22 protein-coding genes are annotated in these 19254 nt (G+C 64.1%); 10 read left to right on the plus strand and 12 right to left on the minus strand.

The window, feature by feature from the left end:
- The first annotated feature begins 38 nt into the window (after positions 1-38).
- A complete protein-coding gene (locus tag QAO71_RS00565) occupies positions 39-422 on the plus strand; it encodes a response regulator (protein ID WP_235818252.1) in 384 nt (127 codons plus the stop codon).
- A 47-nt stretch (positions 423-469) separates the two neighbouring features.
- Here QAO71_RS00565 and QAO71_RS00570 read toward each other — a convergent pair whose 3' ends face one another.
- Positions 470-1018, minus strand: coding sequence for a DUF2780 domain-containing protein (locus QAO71_RS00570; RefSeq protein WP_074779111.1), 549 nt, complete (start codon positions 1016-1018; stop codon positions 470-472).
- A gap of 163 nt (positions 1019-1181) precedes the next feature.
- On the opposite strand from QAO71_RS00570, the gene QAO71_RS00575 reads away from it, so the two are divergent.
- The gene (locus QAO71_RS00575; protein WP_074779113.1) at positions 1182-2063 is read left to right on the plus strand and encodes an alpha/beta hydrolase; all 882 of its coding nucleotides are present in this window, start codon (positions 1182-1184) and stop codon (positions 2061-2063) included.
- Positions 2064-2096: 33 nt separating this feature from the next.
- On the opposite strand, the gene QAO71_RS00580 is transcribed toward QAO71_RS00575, so the two are convergent.
- Genes QAO71_RS00580 through QAO71_RS00620 form a run of 9 tightly spaced genes read right to left on the minus strand, consistent with a single transcriptional unit; the run spans position 2097 to position 9153 of the window.
- A complete protein-coding gene (locus QAO71_RS00580; RefSeq protein ID WP_074779115.1) occupies positions 2097-3590 on the minus strand; it encodes a nitrite reductase in 1494 nt (497 codons plus the stop codon).
- Positions 3581-4420: a uroporphyrinogen-III C-methyltransferase gene (gene cobA / locus QAO71_RS00585; protein WP_036991486.1), complete on the minus strand. Its 840-nt coding sequence runs from the start codon at positions 4418-4420 to the stop codon at positions 3581-3583. The genes QAO71_RS00580 and cobA overlap by 10 nt, the downstream gene beginning before the upstream one ends.
- A gap of 25 nt (positions 4421-4445) precedes the next feature.
- Positions 4446-5639 (minus strand): heme d1 biosynthesis radical SAM protein NirJ, encoded by a 1194-nt coding sequence (gene nirJ / locus QAO71_RS00590; protein ID WP_280165013.1) that lies wholly within the window; start codon positions 5637-5639, stop codon positions 4446-4448.
- Entirely contained in the window at positions 5627-6178 is a 552-nt protein-coding gene (locus QAO71_RS00595; RefSeq protein ID WP_280165014.1) for a nitrite reductase, read from the minus strand. The genes nirJ and QAO71_RS00595 overlap by 13 nt, the downstream gene beginning before the upstream one ends.
- Positions 6153-6596, minus strand: a complete 444-nt coding sequence (locus QAO71_RS00600) for an AsnC family transcriptional regulator (protein WP_280165015.1) — start codon at positions 6594-6596, stop codon at positions 6153-6155. Before QAO71_RS00600 ends, QAO71_RS00595 begins: the two co-directional genes overlap by 26 nt.
- Complete coding sequence (locus QAO71_RS00605) at positions 6589-7101, minus strand: AsnC family protein (protein ID WP_280165016.1); 513 nt, start codon at positions 7099-7101, stop codon at positions 6589-6591. The genes QAO71_RS00600 and QAO71_RS00605 overlap by 8 nt, the downstream gene beginning before the upstream one ends.
- A complete protein-coding gene (locus QAO71_RS00610) occupies positions 7098-7556 on the minus strand; it encodes an Lrp/AsnC family transcriptional regulator (protein WP_136868503.1) in 459 nt (152 codons plus the stop codon). Before QAO71_RS00610 ends, QAO71_RS00605 begins: the two co-directional genes overlap by 4 nt.
- 56 nt (positions 7557-7612) lie before the next feature.
- Positions 7613-8803 (minus strand): cytochrome D1 domain-containing protein, encoded by a 1191-nt coding sequence (locus QAO71_RS00615; RefSeq protein ID WP_280165017.1) that lies wholly within the window; start codon positions 8801-8803, stop codon positions 7613-7615.
- Positions 8800-9153, minus strand: coding sequence for a cytochrome c (locus QAO71_RS00620; protein WP_280165018.1), 354 nt, complete (start codon positions 9151-9153; stop codon positions 8800-8802). The genes QAO71_RS00615 and QAO71_RS00620 overlap by 4 nt, the downstream gene beginning before the upstream one ends.
- Before the next feature lie 185 nt (positions 9154-9338).
- Between QAO71_RS00620 and QAO71_RS00625 the strand changes: the two genes are divergently transcribed.
- The gene (locus QAO71_RS00625) at positions 9339-10349 is read left to right on the plus strand and encodes a zinc-binding alcohol dehydrogenase family protein (RefSeq protein ID WP_280165019.1); all 1011 of its coding nucleotides are present in this window, start codon (positions 9339-9341) and stop codon (positions 10347-10349) included.
- Positions 10350-10372: 23 nt separating this feature from the next.
- Here QAO71_RS00625 and QAO71_RS00630 read toward each other — a convergent pair whose 3' ends face one another.
- Both QAO71_RS00630 and QAO71_RS00635 read right to left on the minus strand, forming a co-directional pair.
- On the minus strand, positions 10373-11281 hold the full coding sequence (locus tag QAO71_RS00630; protein ID WP_280165020.1) for an alpha/beta fold hydrolase: 909 nt from the start codon (positions 11279-11281) through the stop codon (positions 10373-10375).
- A 95-nt stretch (positions 11282-11376) separates the two neighbouring features.
- Positions 11377-13584, minus strand: a complete 2208-nt coding sequence (locus QAO71_RS00635) for a TonB-dependent hemoglobin/transferrin/lactoferrin family receptor (protein WP_280165021.1) — start codon at positions 13582-13584, stop codon at positions 11377-11379.
- A gap of 115 nt (positions 13585-13699) precedes the next feature.
- Here QAO71_RS00635 and QAO71_RS00640 point away from each other — a divergent pair, with 115 nt between their 5' ends.
- From QAO71_RS00640 to QAO71_RS00670, 7 genes are read left to right on the plus strand one after another with little or no spacing between them, the layout of a single operon-like run.
- Positions 13700-14419 (plus strand): TonB family protein, encoded by a 720-nt coding sequence (locus QAO71_RS00640; RefSeq protein WP_280165022.1) that lies wholly within the window; start codon positions 13700-13702, stop codon positions 14417-14419.
- A gap of 20 nt (positions 14420-14439) precedes the next feature.
- Positions 14440-15510 (plus strand): ChuX/HutX family heme-like substrate-binding protein, encoded by a 1071-nt coding sequence (locus QAO71_RS00645; protein WP_280165023.1) that lies wholly within the window; start codon positions 14440-14442, stop codon positions 15508-15510.
- A gap of 3 nt (positions 15511-15513) precedes the next feature.
- Entirely contained in the window at positions 15514-16161 is a 648-nt protein-coding gene (locus QAO71_RS00650; RefSeq protein ID WP_036991464.1) for a MotA/TolQ/ExbB proton channel family protein, read from the plus strand.
- Positions 16158-16574, plus strand: a complete 417-nt coding sequence (locus QAO71_RS00655) for a biopolymer transporter ExbD (RefSeq protein WP_280165024.1) — start codon at positions 16158-16160, stop codon at positions 16572-16574. Before QAO71_RS00650 ends, QAO71_RS00655 begins: the two co-directional genes overlap by 4 nt.
- A complete protein-coding gene (locus QAO71_RS00660) occupies positions 16564-17454 on the plus strand; it encodes an ABC transporter substrate-binding protein (protein ID WP_280165025.1) in 891 nt (296 codons plus the stop codon). The genes QAO71_RS00655 and QAO71_RS00660 overlap by 11 nt, the downstream gene beginning before the upstream one ends.
- On the plus strand, positions 17451-18485 hold the full coding sequence (locus QAO71_RS00665; RefSeq protein ID WP_280165026.1) for an iron chelate uptake ABC transporter family permease subunit: 1035 nt from the start codon (positions 17451-17453) through the stop codon (positions 18483-18485). Before QAO71_RS00660 ends, QAO71_RS00665 begins: the two co-directional genes overlap by 4 nt.
- Complete coding sequence (locus tag QAO71_RS00670) at positions 18485-19252, plus strand: heme ABC transporter ATP-binding protein (protein ID WP_036991459.1); 768 nt, start codon at positions 18485-18487, stop codon at positions 19250-19252. The genes QAO71_RS00665 and QAO71_RS00670 overlap by 1 nt, the downstream gene beginning before the upstream one ends.
- The last annotated feature ends 2 nt before the right edge of the window (positions 19253-19254 follow it).

The raw sequence follows: 19254 nt of genomic DNA on the forward strand, positions 1-19254 counted from the left end.
TCACTTTTACTCATTCATTTTCAAGTAGCGAGCGCCTGGTGAACAAGATTCTATTGATAGATGACGATGAAGATATTCTGGTGGAACTGCAGGAATCGATGATGCTCCTCGGCTTCGTCTGTCGCTGTGCCTCTAACGCCAAGCTGGCCTTGATTGAGCTGGACAGGAACCCGGATATCGCGTTGATCATCTCCGACTTGCGTATGCCGGACCAGAGCGGCTTGCGCCTGTTGCAGATACTCAATGAGCGGTACACCGAAGGGCACCGCATTCCGATCATCATTACGTCGGGCCATGCGGATATGGATGATGTCATCACCCTGTTCCGCAACGGTGCGGCTGACTTCCTACCCAAGCCCATTCATTACGAACATCTTGTCGAACAATTGAAACGGTTCTTTCCCGAACATCAGATGGGCTGATCCCGGGATTATCCGGCGCGCAGCAGCTGCGCGTCGGATGGGCCATCTCAGAGGCCGGCTGGCTGACCTGTCCACAGGTTGGTCAGGGTACCCAGTAGCGGCTGGCCGACACCCTGGTTGCCAATGAACTGCAGCAGTACCGGGGCGAATTGGCCGACCATGCCGCTATCCATGCCCAATGCCGAAAAGGCGTTACCCACATCACCCAGATTTTGCAGGTTATTCTGAGCGCTGCTGTCCAGCGGATTGGACTTGCCCAGCAGACCGCTGACCTTGCCAACCTGACCTCCCAGACCACCACCGGTCAGGTTGGCCAGGGCCGGAACGTTGCCTATCAGCTGGCTGTAGTCTTCACCGGCCAGCTGGTTCTTGGCCAGACCCAGCAGCGCGCTGGTGCCACCTACTGCCTGTTCGGAGCTGACGTTCAGCTCGGTCAGTTTGCCCACCAGCTCGGCGGATTGGGCAGCGGTGGAGTTGGGTGCGGCGACCGCCCCGGTCAGTTTGGCTGCGTCGTTGAGGCTGAAGGCCTGGGCAGTGCCGATTGCGCTGGTCAGACCCAGGGCCAGGGATAAGGTGATGTAGCTGATCTTCTGCATAATGGTTTTCTCATCGGGAAACGGCCATGTCTGGCCAGACCCGGTAGGTGGGCTACCGGCTGTTGTGCAGTTTACTTCATCACTGGCGCCGATAGCGCATCATCTGCGGTGGTTGCCGGCCCGGTGTTTATACTGCAGCCAACATCATTGAGAGGTCATGTGAATGCACAAGGTGGCACAGACCGGCCCGCAGAGCCGTTTTTATCATTCCCGCGGGCTGCGCCTGCATTACCTGGACTGGGGCAACAGTGATGCGCCGTTACTCATTCTGGTGCATGGCGGCCTGGAGCATGCGCGGGTATGGGATCAACTGGCGAGCCAGTTGCGTGCCGACTGGCATGTGGTGGTGCCGGATCTGCGCGGCCACGGTGACAGCGGTTGGAGCAGCGGCGGAGCCTATGGGATTGTCGACATGGTGCCGGACCTCGCCGCGCTGGTGGACGAACTGGGTGAGCGCCCGGTAACGCTGGTGGCCCATTCGCTGGGCGGCAATATCGCCACCCATTACACCGCGCTGTTCCCGGAGCGGGTCAGCCGGTTGTGCGTGATCGAAGGCCTGGGCTTTTCGCCGCAGGCGCGCGCCAGGCGCGACGCCAAACCACGTCGCGAACAGTTGCGTGAATGGGTGGACAAGGTGCGGGAACTGGATCAGCGGGGGCCGAGCCGTTATCCCAGCGTGACCGCAGCGGTACAGCGTCTGCTGGAGCATGATCCGCTGCTCAGTCGGCAGCTGGCCGAGTATGTCTGCGAACACGGCATGCGCCCGACCGAGGATGGACAATGGCGCTGGAAGTACGACCATCTTATTCGCGGCACGGGCGCCGCCGAGGTGGCCTCGGTGGAACCCAGCGATTTATGGCAAGCGATCACCTGCCCGGTGTTGCTGATGTACGGCGCCGAGAGCTGGGCGTCCAATCCTGAGCAGGATGGCCGCGTCAAACACTTTGCCCAGGCTCAGGTGATAATCGTGGAGCAGGCCGGGCATAACCTGCACCACCATCAGCCGGAGGTATTCATGGGTCATCTTCGAGCGTTTCTGAGTTGAGACTGCTTGGGGACGGAGCGCGCACCCTCTCACTCAATGCGACGTTCCCTCCACAAAACCAATCTTGTTACCCACGTTGTACTTGCCCGACGGTTTGTTCATCGGGATGCGCTTCACTTCCTCCAAGGTCTCGCTGTCGAGTACCAGCAGCGCACCGTCCTCGTCCCAGATGCTCAACAGCAGGTGTCGGCCGTCGCGGGTGAATTCCACGTGGGCGGCGTTCTTGCCCGGAACCGGGCGCAGGGTGTGGGCGACTTCCAGGGTCTGTTTGTCGATCAGGTGGATGGCGTCGTTGTTTGGCCCGAAGAACACGTCGGTCCAGGCGTAGGGTGAGTTCTCATGGCTGCGCATGAAGAAGCCCGGGCCTTCGGTGGGGATCTCCTTGATCAACTCCCAGGTGTCCAGGTCCAGTACCGAGATCAGTCCCTGGCTGATGTTGGGCGTGGCGAAGACCCATTTGCCGTCGCGCTGCCAGTAGATGCCTGAGCCCAGGTGCGGCATGCCCGGCAGCGGAATATCCGTCAGCGCCTTGCCGGTATCCAGGTCGATCACCTGACCGCCTTTGGCCTTGCGCGAGGTGGCCAGCAGGTAGCGGTAATCCGGGGTGAAGGAGAAGTCGTCGAGATAATCCGCGGCAATGATCCGTCGTGGGGCGAAGTCCGGCTGCCCCGCATAGGACAGTTCCCAGACTTCCTGCACATCCTTCAGCGCAACCACGAAGCTGTCGCGCTGGGGCGCGGTGTAGACGGCGCTGACCCGCGAGGGCGTACCGTCGCTGCCGACCGTGGGAATGGGTTTGACCAGGGACAGGTCGCGGGCATCCAGCACCACCAGGTTGCCCGGCAGGTAATTGCCGACCAGCACCCAGCGACCATCATTGCTGACCGCCAGGTTGCGGGTATTCAGCCCGGCGCGCACCTCGGCGATCATGGTCAGGTTGTGCAGGTCGTACTTGCTGATCCAGCCATCCCGCGAGGCGAAGTAGACGAAGCGCCCATCCGGCGAGAACTTCGGCCCGCCATGCAGGGCAAAGTGCGACTGAAACCGTGTCAGTTCCTCGAAACTATCGCCGTCTAGGATGCGCACATGATGATTGCCAGCCTCGACCACGACGAACAGATTGAGCGGATCAGCGGTATGTTGCGGGCTGTCCGGCAGTTGCCCGGGATCAGCGAACAAGCGGTGACTGGCACGGATATCGGCGTCCTGCCAAGTGGGCGGCACCTCGGCCGGGGTGTACAGGTAACTGACCAGGGCGTCGATGTCTTCGCCGTTGAGCAGCGTGCCGAAGGCTGCCATCTGACTGGCCGGTCGGCCGTCCTGGATGACCTTGCGCACCTCCTCGGGCTTGATGCGGCCGAGACTCTCGGGCAGCAGTGCGGGGCCGGTGCCGCCGAGCCGATTGACGCCATGGCAGCTCTGGCACTGGGTCTGATACAGCATGGCGACATCGGGGACGCTGGAAGCATCGGCCAGGGCTGCTACCGGCAGGGTCATGCTGAATAGCAGGGTGGAGATCAGCCGCATGCCACAGCCCCCCGTTCGGCCAGTACCGGTTGGGCGCGAAGCCGTGCTGGGTGGGTCAACTGCTGGTCGGCGAACAGCCCGACCACCTGGCCGATGACGGTCAGCGTCGGTGCGCTGAGGTGATGCTCCTGGGCCAATTGCTCCAGTTGCTGCAGGCTACCGCGTACCACCTGCTGGTCATCCCGGGTGCCGTTCCCGATCAGCGCCGCAGGGGTATCGGCGGGCAGGCCGGCATTGATCAGCTCCCGGGAAATGGCGCCCAGACTGGCCAAACCCATATAGAACACCAGCGTCTGACCGCCGTTGGCCAGGCTTTGCCAGGGCAGGTTGAGGGCGCCGTCCTGCTGCAGATGGCCGGTGATGAACTGGCAGGATTGGGCCAGGTCGCGGTGGGTCAGCGGGATGCCGGCGTAGGTGCTGCAGCCGGAGGCGGCGGTGATGCCGGGTACCACCTGGCAGTCGATACCCCGCGCCAGCAGGAATTCCAGCTCCTCGGCGCCGCGGCCGAAGATGAAGGGGTCGCCACCCTTGAGCCGCACCACGCGTTGGTCCTGCAGGGCCAGATCGACCAGCAGCTGGTTGATCTGCTCCTGCGGCAAGCTGTGGTAACCGCTGGTCTTGCCGACGAAGCGGCGAGCACACCCGGCTGGCAGCAGCGCCAGCAGTGCCGGGCTTACCAGCCGGTCATAGACCACCACATCGGCCTGCTGCAGCAGGCTCCAGGCGCGCAGGGTCAGCAGCCCGGGATCGCCCGGACCGGCGCCGACCAGGGCCACTTCGCCGGGAGCGAAGGTGGCGCGCAATGCCGCAGGAAAGCAATCCGGGTGCATGCCGGTTGTCGAGCCGTCAGCTAGGTCATGCATGTTCATACACCACTTGGCAGGGAATGAATTGGCTATCCGACAGGCCGATTTCGCTGTCGGTCAGGTAGCAACCCGGGTCCTCGCCCCAGAGGTCGCCGGTAGCCCAGGCGCGGGTCCGGGTATTGCCATTGCAGATCGGCAGCCACTGGCACTGGCCGCATCGTCCGCCCACGGCACGCGGGTGCTGGCGCAGTTGCAACAGCAGCGGGTCGGGGTTGCCCAGCCAGATATCCTTGAAGCTGCGCTGGCGGATATTGCCGACGGTGTGCTGCCACCAGTAGGTGTCCGGGTGCACATTGCCGATGTTGTCGATATTGGCGATGCCGCTGCCGGAGGCATTGCCGCCCCAGGCGCGCAACATCTGCTCCAGCCGCGGGGCATGTTCGGGGATGCGCCGCTGCGCCCACTGCAACAGCAAGATGGCATCAGCGTCGTTATTGCCCGTGACGAAGTCGGTATCGCGGCCCTGCTGTACATCAGTCCAGGCCTGCTCGAACAGTTGGTTGAGCACGTCGCGGGTCATCGCGTGATGGGCATCGGCCTTGCGGCTGCGTTTGCCGCGACCGCTGTAGTTCAGGTGTGACAGATAGAACTTCTGTACGTCATGCTCGCGCATCAGTTCCAGCAGCGCCGGCAGCTGCGGGTAGTTGTGCTGGGTCAGCGTGGTGCGCAGGCCCACGCGGAGGTCATGCTGGCGGCACAGGTCGATGGCGTGCATGGAGGCGGCAAAGCTGCCCTTGAGCTGGCGCCACTCGTCGTGCACCGCCTGCAGACCATCAATGCTGATGCCGACGTAATCGTAGCGAGCCGCGACGATCTGCCCGATATTGGCTTCGGTAATCAGTGTGCCATTGGTCGACAGGGCGACGAAAAAGCCCTTGTCCCGGGCGTAATCCGACAGCTGGAAAATGTCGTCGCGCAGCAGCGGCTCGCCACCGGACAGGATCAGCACGCGCACGCCAGCGGCATGCAGATCATCGATCACCCGCAGGGCCCCGGTGGTATCCAGCTCGTCGCGGAATTCGCTGTCGGCGGAGGTGGCGTAGCAGTGCTTGCAGGTCAGGTTGCAGCGCCGCAGCAGATTCCAGATGACTACCGGCGGGCGGGTGCCGGGCGTGCCGCGGGCGCCGAGGACGCGCAGGCTCGGATTGGCCAGGGCGCGTAGGTAATGGCTTATTCTGAGCATGAAGAACTCTCCTGTGACGGCGCCTGGGCGCGGTCGGTGGGGGCGGGGCGGTTCAGTCGCAGTCCGGTCTTTTTCAGGATGCGGCTGCTGACCAGCATGTCGTCGGCGCGGCAGGCATCGCCCAGCAGCTGACGGATGCGCTGGCGGTCACGGTCGATGTCCTCGGCGCTGCGCCCATGCACCATGGCAAACAGGTTGTAGCGCCAGCCGTCCCGGCGGGGGCGTCGGTAGCAGTGGCTGACAAAGGGCTGGGCGCCGACCAGCGGACCAAGCTGATCCATGCGCGCATCTTCCACGTCCCAGACGGTCATGCCGTTGTGGCGGTAGCCGAGGCGGTAATGGTTGGGTACAGCGGCGATACGGCGGATGGCGCCGTCGCGCTGCAGCTGCTGTAGCAGTTGCAGCGCCTGCTTGCTGCTGATGCCCAGGCGTTCGGCAATCCAGGCCCAGGGATCATCCACCAGCGGCAGGCCGGCCTGGGTCAGGTCGATCAGGCGGCGGGTCAGGTCGGGGTCAGACGGGCAGGTGCAGGCCGACATGGTAGGTCTCCTCCTTGGGCAGGTTGAGCACCGGCAGGCCGGTCAGCTGTTCGATATGCGCAATGCTGGCGCTGATGCCGTCCGGGGTGGCGCAGGCCAGCACGAACCACATGTTCCAGGCATGCCCACGCCGGTAGTTGTGGGCCACTTCCGGCATGGCGTGCAGTTGCTCTGCCACCGTATCGAAGCGTTCCTCGGGCACGGCGAGGGCCGCCAGGGTGAAGGCGCCGCCGACGCGCTCGATATCGAACATCGGCCCGAAGCGGGTCAGGGTGCCGTTATCCAGCAGCGCCTGGACCCGCTGGCGCAGCAGCTGCGGTTGGCTATTCAGCTCATTGGCCAGAGCTTGCCAGGGCTGTGGTACCAGCGGCAGGCCGTGTTGCAGACGATTGATCAGGCGCCGGTCCAGATCATCCATGGGCGGTCTCCTGCGGCAGGCTCGGGGTAAATCGCCCGCCCCGCTGCTTGAAGGCGCGGGTGCTGAACAGCAACCGGTGCGGCATTTGATCCAGCCCATGCCGGGCCAGCAGTTCGGCGATATACGCCTGCACCGCGGCCCGCTCACGGCCATGCACCATGCAGAACAGGTTGAACGGCCAGTGTGGCAGCCGGCGGGGGCGCTGATAGCAGAGGTTGACGCCATCGGCGCGGCCCAGCCGTTCGCCGATGGCATCGACCTGATGGTCGGGAATGTCCAGCACCAGCATGGCATTGGCGCAAAAGCCCAGGTTGCGGTGATGCACCACCAGGCCGAAGCGGCGGAACAATCCTTCGTCGTTCCATTGCCGGGCCTGTTCGAGTACGGCGGCTTCGCTGCTGCCGAGCTGTTCGGCCAGGGTCTGCCAGGGTCGGGCGGTCAGCGGCAGGCCATTTTCCAGCTGCTGTCGCAGTGCGGTACGTTGTCGGGGGTCGAGCCCGTTCATGGGGTGGCCTCCAGGGAAAAGCCCAGGTCGATGCGATAGGCGCGGCGCATGGGCAGGTCGAGCGGAGCGAGTCCGGTGGTCTGCTGGATATCCTCCAGGCAACGCTCCAGGGACTGGCGGTCCGGGCCGGTGAGGACGAACCACAGGTTGTAATCGTGCTCGCGCAGGTAGTTATGATTGACCTCGGGGTAGCGGTTGACCAGCTCGGCCACCTGCTCCAGCCGGGATTCCGGCACCGCCAGCGCCACCAGGGTGCTGGCGCCGGCGCGGCTGTGCTCGAACACCGGGCCCACGCGCGACAGCGCGCCCTGCTCATCCAGCTGGCGCAGACAGTCCAGTACCTCGGCTGCGCTGCAGCCCAGCTCATCTGCCATGGCTTGCCAGGGGTCGGTACAGATTGGCAGTTGATGTTGGTAGCGCTCGATCAGGCGGCGACTGAGATCGTCCAGTTGCATATGGGCATTCCCTTGTGGTGGGAGCGGGCTCGCCCCGCGAATGGCTACAGGGCTGCTCATAAGCCGGTGTCATGGGCGCGACTGCTGAAGAAGATGCCGCTGGGGCTGTCTGCCGGCAGGCTGGCGATCTGTTTCAGGGTGTAGGGGTCCCACACCTGGATCTCGCCACCGTCACGCACGGACAGCCACAGCTGGTCGCCACGGGCGGTGAACTCCATGTGCAGCACTGCGGGCCCGGGTTCGAGGGTGGCGATGATCTGGTGGGTTTCGCTGTCGATCACCTGGACCTGATGATTGTCCGGATGGGCGAAGTTGACCCAGATCTGCCGGGCATCCGGCCGCGCCATGACGAAGATCGGCTGCCCGGCCACATCGATGGCATCGGTCTGCTGCCAGCTCGTGCTATCCAGCACCAGCACCTGATGGTGGCCGACCGCCGGAACGAAGGCCTGGTCACCGGCCAGGGTCCAGCCCTCCAGATGGGGCATCTTGTAGACCGGCAGCTTCTGCTCGCCACGGCCATAATCCTCGAGGATGCGCTCGACACCCCGTTCCGGGTGCCAGAGATCGATCTTGGCCATGCCGTTCTCACCGAACAGGCCGGCGATGTAATAGCGGCCTTCCGGGGTGAGCAGCGCGTCATAGGGCTGGTTGCCGATGTTCTCGAAACGGGTGATCTGCGGATCATTCCCCTGACTGAAATCCAGCAGCCAGGTCTCGCCGGTATCGAACAGGCTGTAGATGAAACGCTGGCCGGGCACGTCGGTGACGCCGACTACGCGGGAGTTACGGCTGCCGTCGGCCAGCGGCGTGGCCGGAATATCGGCGATCAGCGCCAGGCTAACGGCATCGAACACCTTGACCCCGCCGGGTTCGTAGTTGCCCACGGCGATCAGCGAGCCGTCCTGGCTGATGGCACCGCCGATGCTGTTGCCGGCCTGGATCACGCGCTTGTCGACCTGTTGCAGCAACAAATCGACTTTGGTCAGGCCGCCGTCACGGCCGAATACATAGGCGTAACGCTGGTCATGGGAGAACACCACCGAGGCATGGGACAGATCGCCCAGCCCATCGATGCGCGCCAGGCTGGTGCGGGTGCTGCTTTCGATCAATTGCAGGGTGCCGGTGGCCCGTTCCACTACCACGCCCAGGTCGCCGGTACCGCGCAGCGGCAGGGTGGGTGACGGGTGGGCGCAACCGCCGAGCAATGATGCGGCGGCTATGAGACTGAGCAGAGGACGTTTCATGGCTGGGGAGCTCCTTCAAGCAGGCGGTCGACCAGCCAGGCGATGTCCTGCTCATCAAGCAGGGCATTCCAGCCGGGCATGGCGGTACCGGGGCGGCCATGGGTGACTGTGGCGAGCAGGCTGTCACGCGGTCTGTCAGCCAGCGCTTCACGGGTCAGGGCCGGGCCCAGGCCGCCGGTCATGCGCAGGCCGTGGCAGGAGCCACAGTCCTGCAGCAGCAGGTTGGCGAGTTGCTGCTGGCGTTCCGTGGTCGGCAGCGGCGCTGCTGCGGTGGTGGCGGCCAGCAACAGTGCAGCGACCAGCAGCAGCGGACGAGAACAGTGCACCGATACAGCCATCAATTTCCCCATCAGCCCAGGAATTTTCCTTCATGAGCTGATTATGTGGCTGTGCTGCAAGGGATAATTTGATCTGGGTCAGGTTACGCTGCGACATAGTGTCCTGACAGCCAACAAGACGTTCGCTGACCCGGCGGGGTGGCCCAGAGGCCTGCGGCTGGCTATCCTGTGCTGACATTCCGAGGAGGGAGACTGATATGAAAGCGGTGGGTTATACCGAACAATTGCCAATCGACAATGACCAGGCGCTGATCGACCTGGAACTGCCCAAGCCTGCGCCGACCGGGCGGGATCTGTTGGTGAAGGTGCAGGCGATATCAGTCAACCCGCGGGACATCAAGAGCCGACAGGTTTTCAGCGCCTCGTCTGACGAGCCGCGGGTACTTGGCTACGATGCCGCCGGCGTGGTCGAGGCGGTCGGCCCGGAAGTCACGCTGTTCCAGCCTGGCGATGAGGTGTTCTATGCCGGCGAGCTGCAGCGCCAGGGTTCCAATGCCGAGTGGCAGTTGGTCGACGAGCGTATCGTCGGGCGCCAGCCGCGCAATCTCGATCCCGCCGCCGCGGCCTCGGTGCCGCTGGTTATGCTGACGGCCTACGAGATGCTGTTCGACCGCCTCGGCATGCCACAGCAGGCGACCGACCACGCGCCCAAGCTGCTGGTGCTGGGCGGTGCCGGCGGCGTACCTTCGGCAGCCATCCAGCTGGCGCGCCAGGCCGGTGCCACGGTTATCGGTACCGCTTCGCGTCCGGAAAGTGCCCAATGGGTGCGTGATATGGGCGCCCATCATGTGATCGATCACAGCAAACCCCTGGTCGCGCAGATTGTCGATCTGAACATCGGCCTGATCGATTTTGCCTTTTCCACCCACACCAGTGTCGAAGCGTGGGCGGCGCTGGCCGAGGTCATGGCTCCCCAGGGGCGGCTGGGCATCATCGATGATCCGGACCCTGTGGACCTGCGCCTGTTCAAGGCCAAGAGCGTTTCCATCCACTGGGAGTCCATGTTCACCCGCTCGATGTTCCAGACCGCCGATATGCAGCGCCAGCACGATATCCTCAACCGCATCGCCGAGCTGCTCGACCAGGGCGAATTGCGGGCGCTGGACAAGGTTCACCTGGGGCAGATCAACGCTGCCAACCTGCGTCAGGCGCACCAACTGATCGAAGGTGGCCATGCCATCGGCAAGATAGTGCTGGAAGGGTTCTAAGGCAGTGATTCCGGGAGGCCGTATTAACCGGCCTGTGGCGTGACAGCTGCGACTGGCTGCTGCAGCAGCCAGTCGAGTGCCTGATCCCAGAACGCGTGCGACTCACGGCGGAAATAGCCCATATGCCCGATGGCCTGATGCCCGGGCGCCGGACTGATATCCGCGATCATTTTCGCGGCATTGCTGTAGGCCTTGGCGAAGGCATCGCGCGAGCGCGGCGGTGCCCAGGGATCATCCGTTGCGGTGACGAAGGCGCAGGGCACCTGCACCGCTGCATACAGCGGCTTTACCCAGGTCATGGACGGATCGTCGAAATAATAGTGCGGAAAACCGCACCAGCGCTTCCAGTCCCGATACACCCCCAGTGGCAGGTCATCACCCATGCCCAGCAGGCTCCAGGCCATATAACCTTTCCAGGACACGATTGCCGGCATGATGACATGCCAGAACAACCGAATCTTCAGCGCCTCGCCCGTGGGCATCCAGCCAGCCCAGCCGGCACCGGTGCCAAAGGTGTAGCACGCCGTCAGTTGGTGATGATTGGGTAGCAGGCCAATGGCATGCCCACCGAAGGAGTGCCCGACCCAGTACAGCGGTAGCTGCTCTTGGGCCAGCAACGCCACCGCCGCCGCCAGATCCTTCTGCGACCAGTCCAGGTAGGACATTTCGAAGCCTTTCAGCGCCGCGGGACGCGACTCGCTGGCGCCGCGGTAATCCAGCGTCAGCACATTCAACCCGCGCTGCGCGGCATATTCGGCGAAACGCCGGTAGAAACGCTGCGGCACACCGGTACCGCCAGCCACCAGCAGATTGCCCTTGGCTTCACCCCGGGCGGGATAACGATAGGCGGTCAGCGGATAGCCATCGCTGGCGGTCAGAGTGATTTTCTCGGCGGGGATGGCCGGGCTGGAAGTGTCGATAGCCGCATTCATGGTTGGAGTCCGTCAGCTGGATCGCGGTCGGCGTTCTAAAATCAAACGCTCGTTTTATTCAGCGTAAGCTAAACCAACCCTGAATGGGCGTCAAATCAGATCTCCCACACCAGATTCACCGCTGCGTTGCGTCCCGGTTGGCTGTAGCGGCCGATGCCGGGGTTGCTGGCGGTCTGGCCGCGAACATCCGTCCAGTGCCAGTGCTGCTTGTCGGTCAGGTTGAACAGGCCGGCGTTGACCGTCAGATTGTCTGCTACGCGCAGATAGCCATGCAGATCCAGCAGACCATAGCCGGCTGGCTCGAACTGATCGGCGGTGCTGTCGTCGGTGCGGCTCTTGCCATCCACCAGCGTCCAGACCAGCTCGCTGCCGTAACGTCCGCTGGGTGCGTCATAACCCAGACCCAGGACGCCCTTGAGTGGGTCGATGCTGTTCAGCGGCTGGCCGGTCTGTTCGTCCTTGCCCCGGGCATAGGCCAGGCTGCCGCGCAGGCTGCTGCCGGTGGGCAGGCCAATGCGATCGAGGAACAGTTCGCCGCGCAGCTCCGCACCGCGAATGGTGACCCGATCGAGGTTCTGATACTGGAAGGTCAGCCGGTTATTGCCGGTGGGGTCATTCGGCAAGGTGACCTGCTCGATGAAGTCGTCATAACGGTTGTAGAACAGCGCCAGGCCTATGCTGCCGCTGTCATACCGACCGCGCAGACCGACTTCCAGGCTGTCACTGGTTTCCGGTTTGAGATTGGTGTTGGCCAGGGTCTGGTAATTGCTGGCGACGTTGACGAACTCACCAAAGATATCCACCGCATTGGGTGCGCGGAAGCCGGCGGCGTACTGGCCATACAGGCTGTGGGCGTCGTCCAGCTTGTAGGTCACGCCCAACTTGGGAGACAGCTGGCCATCGCTGAAATTGCCCGGATTGCGCTCCACCGGATTACCGTTGAGGTATTCCTGGGTGACGTCGGGCTTGAGCCGGTAATGGTCATAGCGCAGGCCGGCGAGTAGGGTCCAGCGACCGATCTCCAGACGATCCTGCACAAACAGGGCATATTCCTCGGTGACCGGATCGGGGAAGTCGCTGATCGGGAAGCTTTCGCCGAAGGGGCTGGGCGGTACCGGCAGGCCGGTATCGGCGAAGATTTCCCAGCCGGTACGCAGGTCGCTGCTTTCCAGTCGGCGCAAATCGACGCCATAGGTCAGGTCATGGGCGACGGAGCCCATGTTGAAACGGGTGTTCAGTTGCGTATTGAACGCCCAGGCTTGTTCCTCGTAGCGCGAGTCCCGTTCGCGCTGGCGCAGACTGCCAGCGGTAAAGCGATCCTGGTTGGTGATCTGGCGCATCTGGCTGTCCTGATAGCTCAACTGCCAGCGCAGGCGCTGGGCCAGAGCGCTATCCAGGCGCATATCGTGGCTCAGGGTGATGCGTTCCCGTTCCGAGGTATCCACCGCGGCGTGCCGGCGGGTGGTGGCGGTCAGGCTCTCATCGCTGCGAACCCGGGTACGGATGTCGTCTTCGAAGCGTTCGTAGGCCAGTTGCAGCCGGTCGCCATCGCGGTAATCCCAGCCCAGTTTGAACAGCAGATTCTCCCGCTGCTTGTCCTGTGGGTTGGCCTCTTCCCGGTCGGCGCCGATGCCGCCGCGTCCGCCGTAGGTGTCCTGGGCCTGGCCATCCCGGCGGCTGAGGTGCAGCAGGGCATCCAGACTGCCGCGCCGCCCGGCAAAGGTGGCGCTGCGTTGCCAGCTGTCATCGCTGCCGTCGTAACCGGTTTTCAGGCGCAGGGCCTGATCATCGCCCGCGTCCAGATAATCACCTGCATCCCGGGTGACGAAGCTGACCGCACCACCCAGTGCATCACTGCCATACAGCGAGCTGGCCGGGCCGCGGATGATCTCCACGCTTTTCAGGGTATCCGGATCGACATAGTCCCGCTGCGCGCTGAGGAAGGGGCCGAAGGTGAAGGCGTCCGGTATGGCCACCCCATCCACCTGGGTCAGTACCCGGTTGCCACCGATGCCGCGAATGCTGAATCCGGACAGGCCGAAGCGACTGCCAGTACCGCCCACCGAGACGCCGGGCTCGTAACGCACCAGGTCGCGGATGTCATTGATGTTCTGCTGATCCACCTGCTGTTCGTCATGCACGGTCACGGTGCTGGGCACCTCGTCCAGTCTTTGCTCTGAACGGGTGGCAGTGACCGTGATGGTATCGAACTGGGTCGCTGATCGTTCCTGGGCCAGCAGCATGGTGGGGGTGATTAGCAGAACCAGATATCCGTGGCGTGCGCGTGACAGTCGCTTCTTCATTTTTGCCTCCTGCGAAGGGGTCGCTTTCTTGGTCGGCTGGATGCTAAACGAGGTTGACAATCAAATGCAAATGCTTCTCAATAACTGAGATAAATTATTTGCATTGGACGTGGGAATGCGTGTCGGACTCTTTCTGCTGGTGTCAGTGGCGGTGCATCTGGCCGCCGGGCAATGGCTGGATTGGCGCACGCCGCCAGGCGCATCCAGGCCGACGGCGGTTGCGCAGGCGGAGGCTGTGGCGTTGCCCAGGCTGGTGACTGTGGTGCCGCCCGCGCCGATTGAGCCGGAGGTCGAGTCTGTGGCTGAGGCTCCGCCAGCGCCCGTGGCACCGGCAGTAGTGCCGCGGCCGGACCCGCCAACCCCGATGCCGGAGCCCCGGAAACAACCGCTGGCGCAGGCGCCGCAACTGAGCAGGACGCCGCCAGTTGAATCGCCGCCTCCGGCAGCGCCGCAAGAAACGCAAGCAACGCAAGAGCAGCAAGCCAGCGCCGCCACGGCCCCGCAGCTCAATGCATCACCGCCGCTGCCTGCCGCCGAGCCGGTGGAGGTGGTCAGCCAGGCCCCGCGTTTTCGTGAACCGCCCGCGGCGCCGGTATATCCGGCCCAAGCCCGGCGACGCAACCAGCAGGGCCAGGTGCTGGTGGAAGTGCGGCTGGACGCCGAAGGCGAGCAGCGTGAGGTACGGGTGGTGCAATCGTCAGGCTTTACCAGTCTGGATCGGGCCGCACTGGAGGCGGTGGCCGACTGGAAGTTTCAACCCGAACTGCTGGCTGGGCAGCCAACCCCAAGCCGGGTGCAGATTCCCATTGATTTCGCGCTGAATGCGCGTCGCTGAGTAAACGAGAGGAACACATCATGACCTTGCAAGCCCATAGCGCTACACCGACATCGCCGCTGTTCGAAGCCTGGCAGCAACTGCTCCAGCAGCAACCCCGCCTGCGCACCCGGGATGTGGCCGAACAGCTGGCGGTCAGCGAGGCGGAACTGATTGCCAGTCGCCTGGGCATCGATACCCTGCGCCTGCGCCCGGAATGGGCACAGCTGTTGCCAGCGCTGGAGGGCCTGGGCCGGGTCATGGTGCTGACCCGCAATGCGCATTGCGTGCACGAGCGCAAGGGCGTCTACCGCGAGACCACCGTGGCTGGCAGCGGCAAGATGGGACTGGTGGTATCGCCGGATATCGACCTGCGGCTGTTCCTTTCCGGCTGGCACAGCCTGTTCGCGGTGGAGCAGCAGACGACTCGGGGCCTGCAGCGCAGTTTGCAGGTGTTCGATCAGCAGGGTGTGGCGATACACAAGGTATTTCTCACCGAGCAGAGTGATCTGGATGCCTGGGGTCTGTTGCTGTCCCGTTTTGCCGAAGCCGACCAATCCGCGCAACTGGATCTGCAACCGGCTCCGATAAAGCAGACTGAGCGTGTCGATGGCGAGGTGGATACCGGCGCCCTGGCGGAAGACTGGCGCCAGCTCAAGGACGTGCATCACTTCCATGCCATGCTCAACCGCAACAAGGTCGGACGCTTGCAGGCGCTGCGGCTGGTCGGTCGGGAATGGGCCGAACCGCTGGCTACCCAGGCCCTGCCCACCGTGATGACCGAGGCCGCCGCCCAGCAGTTGCCGATCATGGTGTTTGTCGGTAATCGCCACTGCATCCAGATCCATACCGGCCCCGTGCATGAGCTGCGCTGGGTCGGTGACTGGTTCAATGTGCTCGATGCAGATTTCAACCTGCACTTGAAGATGCCCGCAGTGGCGCAGGTGTGGCGCGTGCGCAAGCCCAGCAGCGACGGCGTGATCACCAGTTGGGAAGCTTACGACGCGGACGGTGAGCTGATCCTGCAACTGTTCGGTGCGCGCAAACCGGGTCAGCCGGAGCTGGAGAGTTGGCGTACCCTGGCCGAGCTCACGCCGGCGCTGGAGGCCTGAGCCATGCCGCTCTGGTTTGAACATATGGGTGCAGTGGGCTGGCCGCTGGGGCTGTGCTCGCTGTTGGCGGGGGCGCTGATACTGGAGCGCCTGCATGTGTTTCTGGTGTTGGCGCCGCTGCGCCAGGCCGCCCGCCAGGCGGCGCTCACGGCCTGTCGCGATTGCAACTCGCAGGCGTGCGAACGCCTGTGGCGCTCTGACCGGCAGGGCTGGGGGCAGGCCCTTGGCTTGTTGCTGGAACACCGGCGGCTGGCGTCTGCACAGCGTGAGGATCTGCTCGGCTGCTGGCTCCTGGAGGAACGCCAGCGCCTGGGTCGGCATCTGCGCCTGCTGCAACTGATCGGCGTGCTGGCACCCATGCTCGGTCTGCTGGGCACCGTTCTGGGGATGGTCGCCATGTTCGCCGATATTGCTGCAGTGGCCCAGCCGGTCACCCCGGCACTGCTGGCCGATGGACTCTGGCAGGCACTGTACACCACGGTCTGGGGCCTGTGCATCGCGATTCCGGCACTGGCCGCCGGCCAGGGCTTTGCCCTGTGGGCCGAGCGCTATCTGGAAGGGGTGCAGGCACTGCTCAATCGCTGCCATCTGGCACTGGATGGCCTGGAGCTGACGCCGGGTACGGCAGTCGCAGGATGGGCCAGCGCATGATTCGCCTGCCCCCGGCCAGTACGGCCAACGCCAGTCTGCTGCCGGATCTCACGCCGCTGCTGGATGTGATCTTTATTGTGCTGGTGTTCTTTCTACTCACCGCTCAGGTGCCGCTGCTCCAGCGTCCGCTGGATCTGCCGCAGGATCAGCGTGATAGCGCCAGCATGGTTACCTCGGATGCCGAGCGGCAGTTGCTGGAGCTGGACGCGGCAGGGCACTGGCGACTGGATGCCCGCCCGTTGAGCCTCAGTGGACTGCCTGAGGCACTGAGCAGCGCCACCCACCCGGCGTTGGATCTGGCGATTGACCGTCAGGCTCCACTGACCGCCTTTCTGGATCTGATCGTGCTGCTCCAGGAGCAGCAGGTCGATGATATCCGCCTGTTGATGGAGCCCACCCCCGATGCGCCTTGAACCTATCCTGGCCGGTCTGTGTACCGGCCTGCTGCTCAGTACCGCCAGCCTGGCGGATGAACTGCCGCAACGCTGGATCAGTGCTGGCGGCGCCGCGACCGAATGGATAGTCGAGTTGGGCGGGCAGGATCGGCTGGTGGGCGTGGACACCACCAGCCAACACCCAGAGACCGTTACCGCACTGCCCAGTGTCGGCTACCTGCGCCAGCTGTCCGCCGAAGGCGTGCTGACGCTGGCGCCGGATCTGCTGTTGGGCACCGAAGAGATGGGCCCGCCACCGGTGCTGATCCAATTGGAGAAGGCCGGGGTGCGCATCGAGCGCTTGTCCGCCAGCAGTGAGCTGGGCGCGCTGGAGGACAATCTGCTGCGTCTGGGTGCCTTGCTGGGTGAGCCTGAGCGGGCGCAACTGGCGCTGGAAGATTTCCATCGGCAATTGAATGACCTGCAACGGCAGGTCCAGCTGGCCAGCAAGGCTGATCAACCACCGGGCGTGTTGTTGTTGCTCGGGGTTGGCGGTAACAGCCCGCTGGTGGCTGGGCGCAATACCATGGCCGACTGGCTGCTGCGCCAAGCCGGCGCGCGCAATCTGGCTGAACACGAGGGTTACAAGAACCTGGCCGCCGAAGCCATGCTGGCGCTGGATGCCGATTGGCTGGTGCTGACCGACCGGCAGTTGCGTGGGGTCGAAGGGCAGCAGGCGTTGATGGCGCAGAATCCCAGCCTGGCCGCCAGCCGCGCGGTGCGCGAAGGCCATCTGTTGAGTATTGACCCGACCTTGCTGGTCGGTGGTCTGGGGCCGCGCCTGCCCGATGCGCTGCGGCAACTGAGCCATGCGTTCTATCCCCAGTTGCAGGCACACAGGGCAGAGGCCAGCCAATGAATCCGGTGCTGAATTGGCGGGTACTCTATCCGTTGTTGGCGGCGCTGCTGTTGATGGCTGTGTGGTTGTCCCTGGCGCTGGGCCCGGTCAGCCTGCCACTGGCAGACACGCTGCGGGCCTTGCTCAATGTCACCGGCCTCAACCTGACTGAGGTGCAGGCGCAGACCGAGCTGATCGTCAGCCAGATTCGCCTGCCGCGTACCCTGCTGGGGCTGATGGTTGGTGCGGTGCTGGCACTGACCGGTGTGGCGATGCAGGGCTTGTTCCGCAACCCGCTGGCCGATCCGGGGCTGATCGGCGTATCCAGTGGCGCGGCCCTGGGGGCGTCGCTGGTGATCGTGGGCCTGTCACGCTGGATAACGCTGCCGGTGGTACTCGAACCCTATGTGCTGTCCGCGGCCGCTTTTGCCGGAGGGTTGCTGGTCACTGCACTGGTCTATCGGCTGGGGCGACGTGACGGCCAGACCCAGGTGGCGACCATGTTGCTGGCCGGGATTGCGCTGACCGCCTTGTCCGGCGCCATCATCGGGCTGTTCACCTACCTGGCGGATGACAGCACCCTGCGTGCGCTGACCTTCTGGAATCTTGGCAGTCTGAATGGCGCCAGTTACTCGCGGCTATGGCCCTTGCTCGTGGTGGCGCTGGGTGTGGCTTACTGGCTGCCGCGGCGGGCCGATGCGTTGAATGCCATGCTGCTGGGCGAATCCGAAGCGCGGCATCTGGGTTTTGACGTCGAGCGGGTCAAGCGCGAGCTGATCCTGTGTACTGCCCTGGGTGTGGGCGCGGCGGTGGCCGCCGCTGGCATGATCGGCTTTGTCGGGCTGGTGGTGCCGCATCTGATGCGCCTGCTGGTTGGGCCGGATCACCGCCTGCTGTTGCCCGCCTCGGCGCTGGCCGGTGGCGCGCTGTTATTGCTTGCCGATCTGGCAGCGCGGCTGATCGTGGCGCCGGCGGAAATGCCGATCGGCATCGTCACCGCCTTGATCGGCGCACCCTTCTTCATTTACCTGTTGATACGGAGTCGCGGCTGATGTTGCAGGCCCAGCAAGTGAGCGTGGCCCGTGGCGGGCGTTGCGTACTCGGTGATGTGAATCTGGCCTTGCAGCCGGGCCAGGTGCTTGGCGTACTCGGGCCCAATGGGGCCGGCAAGAGCAGCCTGCTCGGCGTGCTCAATGGTGAGCTGGCTGCCAGCAGCGGACAGGTGCTGCTGGATACCCAGCCGCTGGCCAGCTGGCAGGGGCGCCGGCGGGCGCAGCGGCTTGCGGTGCTGCCGCAAAGCTCCAGCCTGAGCTTCGCCTTCAGCGTCGAGCAGGTGGTACGCATGGGCCGCATGCCCCATGACACGGGCATGGCGATGGACGAAGACATCGTCAATGAGGTCTTGCGGGCGGTGGATGCGGGGCATCTGGCTGGGCGCAGTTACCTGCAGTTGTCCGGAGGTGAACGCCAACGAGTGCATCTCGCGCGGGTACTGGCGCAGTTGTGGCCGGGTGCCGATGGTCAGGTACTGCTGCTGGACGAACCCACCTCGATGCTCGATCCATTGCATCAGCTCAGCGTGCTGGATGCCGTACGCCGCTTCGCCGACCATGGTGCCAGCGTGCTGATCATCCTGCATGATCTGAACCTGGCCGCGCGTTATTGTGACCAGTTGCTGCTGCTCGGTGATGGCAGCGTCCAGGCTTGCGGCACTCCCGAGCAGGTGCTGCAACCCGCGCATTTGCACCGCGTATTCGGTATTGAAGTGCTGGTACAGCGGCACCCTGAACGAGGTCACCCGCTGATCATTGCCCGGTAAAT

The sequence above is a fragment of the Halopseudomonas sp. SMJS2 genome (genome assembly GCF_029866945.1).
GTDB lineage: Bacteria > Pseudomonadota > Gammaproteobacteria > Pseudomonadales > Pseudomonadaceae > Halopseudomonas > Halopseudomonas bauzanensis.